Annotated in this window: 5 protein-coding genes and 1 pseudogene; 2 read left to right on the plus strand and 4 right to left on the minus strand. The window is 67.6% G+C overall.

What is annotated here, in order from left to right; all coding sequences use genetic code 11:
• Positions 1 to 10: 10 nt before the first annotated feature.
• The 3 genes and pseudogenes from G6N68_RS21495 to G6N68_RS21505 form a co-directional block, all read right to left on the minus strand.
• The gene (locus G6N68_RS21495; protein WP_163716666.1) at positions 11 to 1,198 is read right to left on the minus strand and encodes a PPE family protein; all 1,188 of its coding nucleotides are present in this window, start codon (positions 1,196 to 1,198) and stop codon (positions 11 to 13) included.
• Between the two features lie 168 nt (positions 1,199 to 1,366).
• On the minus strand, positions 1,367 to 2,491 hold the full coding sequence (locus G6N68_RS21500; protein WP_163716669.1) for a PPE family protein: 1,125 nt from the start codon (positions 2,489 to 2,491) through the stop codon (positions 1,367 to 1,369).
• A gap of 8 nt (positions 2,492 to 2,499) precedes the next feature.
• Positions 2,500 to 3,006: pseudogene (locus tag G6N68_RS21505) on the minus strand (PPE family protein); the annotation flags it as partial.
• A 361-nt stretch (positions 3,007 to 3,367) separates the two neighbouring features.
• Between G6N68_RS21505 and G6N68_RS21510 the strand changes: the two are divergent.
• Positions 3,368 to 6,634: a helix-turn-helix transcriptional regulator gene (locus G6N68_RS21510; RefSeq protein ID WP_163718846.1), complete on the plus strand. Its 3,267-nt coding sequence runs from the start codon at positions 3,368 to 3,370 to the stop codon at positions 6,632 to 6,634.
• Between the two features lie 101 nt (positions 6,635 to 6,735).
• Here G6N68_RS21510 and G6N68_RS21515 read toward each other — a convergent pair whose 3' ends face one another.
• Positions 6,736 to 8,535 carry a PPE family protein gene (locus G6N68_RS21515; protein WP_163716675.1) on the minus strand — a complete coding sequence of 600 codons (1,800 nt, stop codon included), beginning with the start codon at positions 8,533 to 8,535 and terminating at the stop codon, positions 6,736 to 6,738.
• Between the two features lie 261 nt (positions 8,536 to 8,796).
• On the opposite strand from G6N68_RS21515, the gene G6N68_RS21520 reads away from it, so the two are divergent.
• Complete coding sequence (locus G6N68_RS21520; protein WP_163718847.1) at positions 8,797 to 12,063, plus strand: helix-turn-helix transcriptional regulator; 3,267 nt, start codon at positions 8,797 to 8,799, stop codon at positions 12,061 to 12,063.
• Position 12,064: the final 1 nt, after the last annotated feature.

Genomic DNA, 12,064 nt, shown 5'->3' on the forward strand with positions numbered 1-12,064 from the left:
GCGCCCGCGGTCAAACTCCGGTGCGCGGCACCACGCTCGGGCGTTGTTGCACCACATGCGGATTGCCCCCGCCGCGGCCGCCCATCATTCCGGGAGGCATGCCGGCACCGGCACCCGCACCGGCGCCCATCGGCATCGGCATCATCGGCATTCCACCGCCGGTCGTGGGGGCGGCGGCAGCGGCCTGCGCCATCTCAGCAGCGTTCACGGCTCCCAAGCCACGCACTGCCGAACTACCCATGGCCGCCGGCGTGGATCCCGGCCAGGTCGACGGCACCGACATCGCACCCACCAACCGAGCTTGACCCAGCCCCGCCGACATCCCTGCCCCCAGCCCGCCACCGCCGCCCAGTCCACTGACCGCGGGAGCGGTGTCACCGACAAACTTCGGCACGTCCGCCGCCGTGGCACCCGCTAACGCTGCCGTGTTGGCACTCGCCGACTGCCCCACCTGCATCAGCGGCCCAATCAGCATGCTCGCCGGCATCGCCGCCGCCTGGCCCACCGACATCAACGTGTCCAGCGGTACCGCCGAAGCCAACGACTGCACTCCCGCAACGACACCCGAACCCGCCACCAACGCACCCTGAACCGCCGGTGACACCGCGGACGTCACCCCATCGGCTATCCCGGCCACTCCGGCACTGGCCGTCGCGGCGAGGCCGGCCAAGTCCAGCGGCGGCAAGCTGAACGGAACCAGCGCCGCCGCAACGGATTGCGCACCCGTCTGGTATCCCACCATCGCGCCCACATCCTGGGCCCACATCTCCACGTAGTCGAATTCGGTCGCCGCGATAGCGGGCGTGTTCTGCCCCAAGAAATTCGTGGCCACCAAGGACACCAACGACACTCGGTTCGCGGTCACCGCGAGGGGATGCACCGTGGCCACCAAAGCCGTCTCGAACGCGATGGCGGCCGCCTGAGCCTGACTCGCCGCCGCCTCGGCCTGTGCCGCAGCGCCACTCAACCATCCGACATATGGCATCGCCGCCGCGGCCATCGACACCGCCGACGGACCCGCCCATGGTCCACTCGCCAGACCGGTGATTACCGACTCGAACGCCGACGCCGAGGTCCGCAAATCGGCCGCCAGCGCCTCCCAGGCTGCCCCGGCCGCCGCCAACGAACCCGAGCCCACACCACCGAAGATCCGCGCCGAATTTATCTCCGGCGGCAACCACGCGTAATCCAAGAACATCGCAACCCCAACCAGCCCAGCCGCCGAGGCGGCACTGCCAACCCCACCTTCCCGTCAGGTCGGATTCAAACCAAAATCACATCAGGAAAACCGCCATAAAGCGCCCGCGTCCAGGAAATCCCCAGGAACGAGGCAGGTTTCGGCAAGGTTGTCCGGTTCGGGCGGCTGTCACCCGATTCCCACCCGCGGCACCACGGTCGGCCGCGACTGCACCACCTGCGTACCGCCTCCGCCGCCGCGCCCCAGCATGCCTGGCGGCATCCCACCTCCGGCCCCGGCGCCCAGCGGCATCGGCATCATCGGCATGCCACCGGATGCGCCGGTCATTCCTGCCATTTCTGCGGCGGCCGAGGCACCGGCGAGCCCTGCCGGGTGTCCCGTCAGCGCCGAGCCGGCGGCCGCGGCGGGCGCCGTCCTGGCCCACGCCGGTGGCACCGACAGCGACCCAACCAGATTCGCCTTACCCACACCGGCCGCTACCGCTCCCCCGGTATTGGCCAGGGGAACCGCGTCCACCAGATTCGGCACGCCGGCAGCCAGCGTGGACGCGGTACCGGCCACGCCGGCCGTGCCCGCATTCGCCGACTGCGAGGCCAGGCTGAGCAGCGGCGACATCAGCATGCTGACTGGCAACGTCGCAAACTGCCCGACGGATGCCAACGACTCGATGGGCACCGCCGAGCCCACCGAGGAGAGCGCCGATTGCGCCTGCCCGGCCAGACCCTGAACCCCGGCTACGACACTCGACACACTCGCCGCCATGCCCGACAGACTCACCGGGGGCACCGCGAACGATGACATCGGCGACACCACCGCGGCCGCGTCGGCGTGGTAGCCCATCATCGCGGTCACGTCCTGGGCCCACATCTCCACGTAGTCGGACTCGGTGGCGGCGATCGCCGGCGTGTTCTGGCCCACGAGGTTGGTCGCCACCAGCGCTGCCAGCGAGACCCGATTCGCCGTCACCGCAGCCGGATGAACGGTGGCCAACATCGCCGTCTCGAAGGCGGTCGCCGCCGCCCGAGCTTGTGCCCCAGCAAACTCCGCCTGTCCGGCCGCGCCGGTCAACCAACCGACGTAAGGAACCGCGGCGGACGCCATCGCCACCGCCGCCGGACCCGTCCACGGTCCGGCCGTCAAGCCGGTGACCACCGAATTAAACGATTGCGCCAAACCTTGCAGCACAGTGGCCACGCCGTCCCATGCCGACGCGGCCGCGAGCAGCGGAGCGGCGCCGGCTCCGCCGTACAGCAAGCCCGAGTTGATTTCGGGCGGAAAAGCAATAAAGCTCATCGCACCTTCTGCCAGGGCGTCAGCTGTGCGGCAACCGCCGAAGCCCCGCTGTGGTAATCCGCCATCGCAACCACGTCCTGCGCCCACATCTCTTCGTAGTCGCCCTCGGCCGCGGCGATCGCCGGCGCATTCTGGCCGAACAGATTCGACAACACCAGGTGCACGAATGCGTTGCGGTTGGCCGTCACCACCGCCGGGTGCACCGTCGCCGCCAACGCCGACTCGAACGCCGACGCCGAGGCGCGGGCCTGGCTGGCCGCGCCCTGGGCCTGGGCCGATGCGGCCCCCAACCAGCCTGCGTACGGGGCAGCCACCCCGAGCATCGCCGCCGACGCCGGTCCCTGCCACGCGCCGCTAGCCAGGCCCGACGTCACCGATCCGAAGGAGCTGGCCGCGGCGTCGAGCTGATCGGCGACCCCGTCCCAGGCCGTCGCGGCCCGCAGCATCGGGCCCGCTCCGGCGCCCAGGTGAATCCGTGCCGAATTCACTTCCGGCGGCAACACCGAGTAGTTCATCGTGACCGTCCCTTGTCGTCAGCAGGTGGTCGGGAAGACATTCCCCAACTCCGTCGTTGCAAGGATGCGTCGCTGCCGGCCGACGAACGTCGGTCATAAGGCGTACAAATGCAGGAACCGGGGGTCGTAGAAAGGGAAGGCTTGGGGGTCGTAGCTTTCGCGCATCGTCAGCGCGTGCTACGGATGGTGCAAGCTGTCGTGCATTCGGCCTGAGTCTGCGGTCGGGTGTGCGGTCGCCAGCCGGCGGGGCACCCGTTAGGACTTTCGGTTCTGCTGAACCCGTGTCGAACCAATGCCGATTCGCGCGCGTGAACCCGGGTAGACACGGATGCATTCGCCTTGAAACGGAAGTGACGTGGGCGTGAACGAGTTTCTGCCGACGACAACAGTGACTTTGCTGTTCGCCGACATCGAAGGTTCCAACCTGCTTTGGGAGACCCAGCCCGAAGCAATGGCCGCGGCCCTGACGCGCCTGGATCGCTTGGTATTCAACATTATTGGTGCTCACGGTGGTATAGGACCGGTAAAGCAGGGGACCGATGAGGGTTTCGTGGCGATGTTTGCGCGTGCCACCGACGCGCTGGCCTGCGCGGTCGAGTTGCAGCGGGCACCACTGGCACCCATCCAGTTGCGCGTCGGAGTGCACACCGGTGAGATGACGCTCACCGACACAACTGACGGGGCCGACCAGGCCGATCCCACGTTGGCCCGGGCGGCGCGGCTGCACGAACTCGCCCACGGCGGACAGGTGGTGGTCTCGGGCACCACCCACGATTTGGTCGTTGACCAGTTGCCGGCCGGCTTCTGGTTGGCCGACCTGGGTACCCACCAGTTGCGCGACCTGCCGCGGCCGGAGCGGATCGCGCAACTGTGCCATCCCGATCTTCGGGTCGAGTTCCCTCCCCTGCACGGAGCATCCAAAACCGTTGCGTCGCATGGTCTTCCGATGCAATTGACGCGATTTGTGGGCCGCGTCGGGCAGATCGACGACGTCCGCAAAGTCCTCGTCGACAACCGGCTGGTGACACTGGCCGGGGCGGGCGGAGTCGGCAAGACGCGGCTGGCTTTGCAGATCGCCGCGCAGCTGGCCAGCGAGTTCGCGGACGGGGCGGCATTCGTCGACCTCGCGCCGGTGACCGATCCGGAGGTGGTGCCCGTCGCCGCGATCCGCGCGCTGGGTGTCCCGGACCAGCCGGGTCGCTCTGCCATGGACACCCTGCTGCGGTTCGTCGCCCACCGACACATGCTGCTGGTCCTGGACAACTGCGAGCACCTGCTCGACGCGTGTAATCAACTGACGGCCACGATTCTGGGCGCCTGTCCGCGGGTGACGGTCCTGGCGACCAGCCGTGAGCCGATCGGCGTGGCCGGGGAGCTGACCTGGCGGGTGCCGTCGCTGTCGCTCACCGACGAGGCGATCGAGCTGTTCCTCGACCGCGCCCGGCTGGCCTGGCCGGACTTCGACATCGGCCCTGACGACGCCGATACGGTCAACGAGATCTGCCGCCGCCTCGACGGTCTACCGCTGGGCATCGAGCTCGCGGCGGCGCGGGTGCGCGTCATGTCGCTGACCGAGATCCTGGACGGACTGCGCAGTCGCCTCCGACTGACTCCCGATGCCACCCCGTCCGCGGCCGGTCGCAACAAGACGCTGGGCACCTCCATCGACTGGTCCCACGCCCTGCTGAGTGACCCCGAACGCGCCCTGTTCCGCCGCCTGGCCGCCTTCCGGGGCGGCTTTGACCTCGACGCGGTGCATGCCATCGCGGTCGGCGCAGATCTGCCGAAGCACCAGGTCATCGATCAGCTGACGCTGCTGGTTGACAAGTCTTTGGTTATCGCCGAACGCTGCGGCGACCGCACGCGTTACCGGCTGCTGGAAACGATGCGCCACTACGCGATGGAGAAGCTCGAGGAGTCCGGCGAGGCCGCGGAGGTTCGCTCTCGTCACCGCGACCACTACGCGGCGATGGCCGCCCGGCTGGACAGGCAGGCCGCGAACGGCAGTCAACGCCCGATCGAGCGGGCGGAGATCGAGATCGACAACCTGCGAACGGCTTTCGCCTGGAGTCGGGAGAACGGCGAGATCGAGCGGGCGCTGGAGCTCACCTCGGCACTGCAGCCGCTCTGGTTGACCCGCGGCCGCCTGCAGGAGGGGCTCGCGTGGTTCGACGCGGCCCTGGGCGACCAGGACGACCAACCCGACGGCATCTCGCCGCTGGCCCGAGGCCGGGCGTTGGCCGACAAGGCGACCCTGGACGCGACGCGCAGCTTTCACCACAGCCTCGACCAGGCGGAGCAAGCGGTGGCGATCGCTCGCGAGATCAACGACCCGGCGTTGCTGGCGCGTGCGCTCACGGCCTGCGGAGCCGTCGCCTCCTACAACGCCGACACCGCGCTGCCTTATCTCACTGAGGCGATCGGCATCGCCCGCACGCTCGGCGACCAGTGGCGGCTGACGCAGATCCTGAACTGGCAGGCGTACGGGGCCTACTTCGCCGGAGATCCGGTGGCCGCCGGCGCGGCGGCGCAAGAGGGCAGCGAACTCGCCGCCGCGATCGGTGACCAGTTCCATTCCCGGGCATGCCGCTGGAACCTTGGCTTGGCGCAGATGATGAAGGGTGACCTCGCTGACGCGGCCGCCCAGTTTCGCGCGGTGATCGTCGAGGCGGACGCGGCGCACGACTTGGTGTTCAGCTGGGTCAGCCGGCTCACCCTTGCCCAGGTGCTCGCCTTCCGCGGCGAGGTGGATGCGGCTCGGGCCGCCGCCACCGAGGCGGTCACGCTGTCTGGTGATCTGTGGCGGTACAACGAAGGCTTCAGCTATGGGGCGTTGGCGGTGACGGCCATTGCCGCCGGCGATGTCGAAGGTGCGACCGCGGCGAGCGAGACCGCCCGACACCGACTGGGCGCGCAGCGCGAACTCGCGATGGTGAACATCAACCCGGTGGCCGAGGTCGCCATGGCGCGCGGCGATCTGGTCGAGGCCGGGCGATTCGCCGACGAGCAGGTCTCGGTGATGTCGGGCTGGCATCAGGCGCGGGCATTGACGATGCGCGCCCGGGTTGCCATCGCCAGCGACGAGCCGGTGCCGGCCGAGCGCGACGCGCACAAGGCGCTGGCCTGCGCCTCGAAGGTGCATGCGCACCTGGCCGTCCCCGACATCTTCGAGTGCCTGGCGGTGCTGGCCGCCAAGGATGGCCGAAGTCGCGACGCCGCACGGCTTTTCGGGGCGGCGAGCGGGATCCGGCGGGGGCTCGGAACGGCCCGGTTCAAGATCTACGACGCTGAGCACGAGGCGGCCGTGGCCGGGCTTCGCGGGGCCATGGGGTCCCGCAAATTCGACGAGGCGTGGGACCAGGGGGCGCGCCTGTCGATTACCGAAGCCGTCGCGTACGCGCGACGCGGTCGTGGGACGCGGAAACGCCCGACCACCGGTTGGGCGTCGCTGACCCCCACCGAACGCGACGTCGTACGGCTGGTCGGAGATGGGTTGGCCAACAACGAGATTGCCGCACGGCTGTTCGTCTCCCGACGAACCGTGCAGACGCACCTGACGCACGTCTACGCGAAACTCGGCCTCACTTCCCGGGTGCAACTCGCCACCGAAGGGGCTGGTCACAGCTGAGGCGGCCGGGCGCTCGTCGGTCGCCTCACGCTCGCGTCGAGCGTCACGCCAGAGTTGCAGTCGCACCCCAGCGTCGCGCCAGCGTGACGTTCGGCGGGGACTCAACGAAACAATCCCGACTGCGCATCTGACCGGTTGAAGAACCCCGAGTCGCTGTTGCCCGAATTTCCGACGCCCGAGTTGAAGACGTTCGAATTGCCGATCCCAATGTTGTCGAAGCCGATGTTGGCGATGCCGGCCAGGAAGCTGCCCGAGTTGTTGAACCCGGCGTTGTTGCCGTTGCCAGAATTCCCGAAGCCCGACTCCTCGACGAGCCCGGAATTTTGAAATCCGGAGGTGATCCCGCCCGCGTTGAAGAAGCCGGAGCTACCCATCCCGGTGTTGCCGAAGCCCGAGTTCAGCACCCCGGCAGGGGTGATCACGCTGCCGAAACCGGTGTTCAGATTGCCCGAGTCAAAACCTCCGGTGTTGCTTGAACCGGAATTGGCCCAACCCGTGTTGATGTCGCCCGCGTTGAGGTCGCCCGTGTTGACCGAACCCGCGTTCAAGCTGCCGGTGTTCTGGAAGCCAGAGTTTCCGAAGCCCACGTTCTGGGATCCGCCGTTCGCGAAGCCCATGTTGTTGGCACCCGCATTACCGAAACCGAAATTGCTGATGCCGGCGTTGCCGAAGCCGGTGTTTCCCGCACCCGAGTTGGCGAACCCCGTGTTGAGGCTTCCGGAGTTGTCGAACCCGAAGCTGTGGTTGCCCGAGTTGAAAAAGCCGATATTGCCGGTACCCGAGTTGAAGAAGCCGATGTTGCCGGTGCCGGAGTTCCCGAAGCCGATGTTGCCCACACCCGAATTGAGCGCACCGAAACCCATCTGATTGTCGCCAGTCAGGCCGAAGCCGATGTTGTTGTTGCCCGTGTTGCCGAAGCCGAAGTTGTTGTTGCCGGTATTGCCGAAGCCTGTATTGCCGGTACCGCGGTTGCCGGCACCCATGTTGGAGTCACCGCGATTTCCGTTGCCCAAGTTGGAGTTTCCTAAGTTTGCGTTGCCGAGGTTGCCGTTGCCGTGGTTTCCGACGCCGACGTTCCCAAGGCCGGAGTTTCCTGTCCCGGTGTTGTTGCTGCCCGCGTTTCCGCTGCCCAGGTTGAGGTCACCGCGGTTGCCGTTGCCGACGTTGCTGATGCCGTTGTTCCCGTTACCGAGGTTGGTGTCGCCGATATTGCCGCTGCCGACGTTTTGGTTGCCGTGGTTGCCGCTGCCCAGATTGCCGTTGCCGCGGTTCCCGCCGCCGACATTGCCGTTACCGGCATTGCCGGTTCCGAGGTTGAAATTGCCGAGGGCGTTTGCGACGGCCGTCTGCGCTTGACCGACCTGCCCTGTCAGGCTCTGCAGCATCTGGGGCAGACCAAAGGGTGTCAATCGCGCAGCCGCCGCTGATGCAGCGCCGTGGTAGCCCACCATCGCCGCCACGTCCTGGGCCCACATCCGCTCGTAGTCCGCTTCGGCGGCCGCGATCGCCGGCGCGTTCTGCCCAAACAGGTTCGACATCACCAACGACACGAACTGGCTGCGATTACCCGCTACCACCCCTGGGTGCACGATTGCCGAGACCGCCGCTTCAAACGCTGACGCTGCCGCCCGCACCTGCCCGGCCGCTCCTTCTGCGTGAGTCGCCGCCGCGGTCAGCCATCCCACATATGGGACGGCGGCGCGGGCCATCGCCGCCGCCGCCGGACCCTGCCACACCGCACCCGCCACGTTCGACGTCACCGACTCGAACGCGTCCGCCGCGGATCCCAGTTCGCCTGCCAATGCATCCCACGCCGCCGCGGCCGCCAGCATCGGCCCCGGCCCTGCCCCCAGGTACATCCGGGCCGAGTTGATCTCCGGCGGCATCACCAAGAAATTCATCACAACCGTCCCTCGTCACGCGTGGCTGCTCGGAACCGACGCTCCGTCAAACTGGGTCGAGGATGCGGTCTGGGCAGGCCCGCGAACGTCGGTCAGGGCACGTACCTCAGCTCGGCGGGGGTCGTATTTGCGCCGGACGGGGGGTCGTAGCCGTGGGCACGCGGCATTGGCGGCAAATTTTTGTACTCGTGTTGAACCGTTACCCGCCCGCGTGCGTGACACTGAGTTAGTCACGGAATCATCACCGTGGATCGGATCGACATGTGCGTAGGCGAGTTTTTGCCGACGGGAACGGTGACCCTGCTAGTCGCCGACGTCGCGGGCACGAACGAGCTATGGGAAGCCCAGCCCAGCGCCATGACACCCGCCGTCGCGCACCTAGATCGCACGGTGACTGGCATCATCGCGGCCAGCGCCGGTGTCGGGCCGCTGTGGCAAGGCGCCGACCTCCGCGCAGATGGCTTTGTAGCCATGTTCCCCTGCGCGACCGACGCGCTGGAGTGCGCCATAGCGCTCCAGCGCGCGCCACTCGCGCCCATCCAGTTACGCGTCGCACTGCACACCGGCGAGGTGCCGCTGGGCCAGGCAAGCAACTTTGCCGGGCCCACCCTCAATCGGGCCGCGCGGCTGCTTAATCTGGCGCACGGCGGCCAGGTGCTGGTGTCGAGCACCACGCACGAGCTGGTCATTGATCAACTCCAAACCGACGTCTGGCTGGCCGATCTGGGTACCTATCAGCTGCCCGATTTGCAGCGCCCCGAGCGCGTTGCGCAACTCTGCCACGCCGACCTCCGGGTCGACTTCCCTCCCCTACGATCCTTCAATGCCATTGTGTTGCAAGGCTTTCCGCTGCAGCTAACGCGTTTCGTCGGACGCGCCGCGCAGATCAACGATGTACAGAAGTTCCTGGGCGACAACCGGTTGGTGACCCTGGTCGGAGTCGGCGGCGTCGGTAAGACGCGGTTGGCCGCGCAGATCGCCGCGCAGGTGGTGGCGGAGTTCGTCGGTGGGGTCTGGTTCGTCGATCTCGCGCCGGTGAGCGACCCAGAGGTGGTGCCGCTTGCCGTACTTCGCGCCCTGGGATTACCGGATCAGCCTGGGCGCTCGCCGATGGACACGATTGTTCGGTTCGCGGGCCATCGGGAAGTTCTCCTGGTACTGGACAATTGCGAGCACCTGACGGCTGCGTGCGAGACGATGATCGGCGAACTGCTGGGTGCTTGTCCGCGGCTGACGATCCTGGCCACGAGTCGTGGGCCAATCGGGTTGCCCGGCGAGCTGATCTGGCGGGTGCCGTCGTTGTCGCTTGCCGACGAAGCGATCGAGCTCTTCCTCGACCGGGCGCGGCTGGCCCGACCGGACTTCGGCATCACGGCGGCCGAAACCGCCCTCGTCCGCGACATCTGCGGTCGACTCGACGGCCTGCCGCTAGGGATCGAGCTTGCCGCGGCGGCGGTACGGCTGATGTCTTTGGCCGAGATCGACGACGGTCTGCGCAACCGCTTCCGGCTGCTGACCGACGATGCGCCGACGGCAGTACGCCGCACCCGCACGCTAGGAGCATCGGTCGACTGGTCCCACGCGCTGCTGAGTGAACCCGAACGCATTGTGTTTCGCAGGCTCGCCGTGTTCAGCGGCGGCTTTGACCTCGACGCGGCGCGCAGCATCTGCGGCGACGACCCCCAGCGACACCAGGTCCTCGACCGCCTCGGCCAGCTGGTGGATAAGTCGCTGGTGGTTGCCGAGTCCGCGGCGGACCGCACGCGCTTCCGAATGCTGGAGACGGTGCGCCATTACGCCTTGGCAAAGCTTCGTCAGTCGGGAGAAGCCGATCACGTCCGTGCCCGCCACCGCGACCACTACCTACACCTGGCGGCGTTGCTCGACAGTCCCGCCGACACCGACCAGCAACGCCGTATTGAGCAGGTGGAGCTCGAGATCGACAACCTCCGAGCGGCGTTTCTGTACAGCCGCGAAAAGAACGAAATTCAGCGGGCACTGGAACTCACGTCGGCGTTGCAGCCGCTCTGGCTGACGCGGGGCCGCATCCAGGAAGGATTGACCTGGTTCAACGCGGTCTTGACGGATGAGCGTGCCCAGCTTCCCGCGGTTTCAGCGGTGGTGCGTGGCCGGGCGCTCGCCGACAAGGCGACGCTCGACGCGTCGCGCAGCATCCATGACAACCTGGACCAGGCGCACCAAGCCGTCGCGATTGCGCGCGAGCTCGACGACCCGGCTCTGCTGGCCCGGGCGCTGACCGCTTGCGGCGCAATCACTTCCTACTGCGCAGACGCCGCGCGCCCGTACCTCGCCGAAGCCCTCGGCATCGCGCGCGAACTCGGCGACCACTGGCGACTCACCCAGATCCTGACCTGGCAGGCCTACGGTGCGTTTTACGCCGGCGACCCGATTGCCGCATACACGGCCTCCCAGGGGGGACTCGATCTCGCCAAGGTCATTGGCGACCAGTTCAATGCCCGCTCGTGCCGCTGGACTCTCGGGCTGGCGCAGTTGATGAAAGGTGATCTTCCGGCCGCGACAGCCCAGTTTCGCGCGGTGACCGCCGACGCCGACGCCGCACATGATGTGCTGTTTCGCTGGGGCAGCCGGCTGGCACTGAGCGATGCGCTCGCTTTTCACGGTGACACCGACGGGGCCCGGGCCGCGGCCCTGGCGTCGTTGGCGGCCGCGGCCGACCTGTGGTCGTACAACGAGGGCTTCAGCTACGCGGTGTTGGCCACCGCGGCCATTGCCGCCGGTGACGTAGCAGCGGCGGCCGAAGCGAGCGAAGCCGCCCAACAGCGGCTCATGGTGCAGGACGAACTGGCCGGAGCCAATACCAACCCGATGGCCGAAATCGCCTTGGCTCGTGGTGATCTCGCTACCGCAGGACGTTGGGCCGACCAAGAAGTTGCGGCATCCGCCGGTTGGCACCTGGCTCGGGCCCTGACTACGCGCGCCCGCATCGCGATCGCCGGAGCCGAGCCCGACCATGCGGAACGGGACGCGCATAGGGCGCTCGCGTGTGCGGCGGAACACGAGGCGCACCTGGCCGTCCCCGACATCCTCGAGTGCCTCGGCCGGTTGACCCTCGACGGCCTGAACTATCGCGACGCGGCCCGGCTGTTCGGTGCGGCACAACGAATTCGGCAAGACATGGGTGCCGTTCGGTTCAAGGTCTATGACGCCGAACACGAACAAGCGGTCGCGGCGGTTCGCGACGCCATGGGTCCAAAGGCCTTCGAGGACGCATGGAACGAGGGCATCGGTTTGTCGGTCGAAGAGGCGATCGCATACGTCCGGCGCGGGCGTGGCGAACGTAGGCGTCCGACCAGCGGGTGGGCATCGCTGACGCCCACCGAGCGTGATGTCGTGCGGTTGGTCGTCGATGGCCTGGCCAACAACGAGATCGCTGCCCGGCTCTTCATTTCCCGGCGGACGGTACAAACCCATCTCACGCACGTGTACACGAAGCTGGGCTTCAACTCGCGCGTGCAGCTCGTTCACGAGGGAGCCCGCCACTTCTGAC

The sequence above is a fragment of the Mycobacterium bourgelatii genome (genome assembly GCF_010723575.1).
Taxonomy (GTDB): Bacteria; Actinomycetota; Actinomycetes; order Mycobacteriales; family Mycobacteriaceae; genus Mycobacterium; species Mycobacterium bourgelatii.

What these genes read in the sequence shown, in the direction of transcription:
- G6N68_RS21495 (WP_163716666.1), bottom strand. Translation starts at nt 1,198, where the DNA reads ATGTTCTTGGATTACGCGTGGTTGCCGCCGGAGATAAATTCGGCGCGG.
- G6N68_RS21500 (WP_163716669.1), bottom strand. Translation starts at nt 2,491, where the DNA reads ATGAGCTTTATTGCTTTTCCGCCCGAAATCAACTCGGGCTTGCTGTAC.
- G6N68_RS21515 (WP_163716675.1), bottom strand. Translation starts at nt 8,535, where the DNA reads ATGAATTTCTTGGTGATGCCGCCGGAGATCAACTCGGCCCGGATGTAC.
- G6N68_RS21520 (WP_163718847.1), top strand. Translation starts at nt 8,797, where the DNA reads ATGTGCGTAGGCGAGTTTTTGCCGACGGGAACGGTGACCCTGCTAGTC.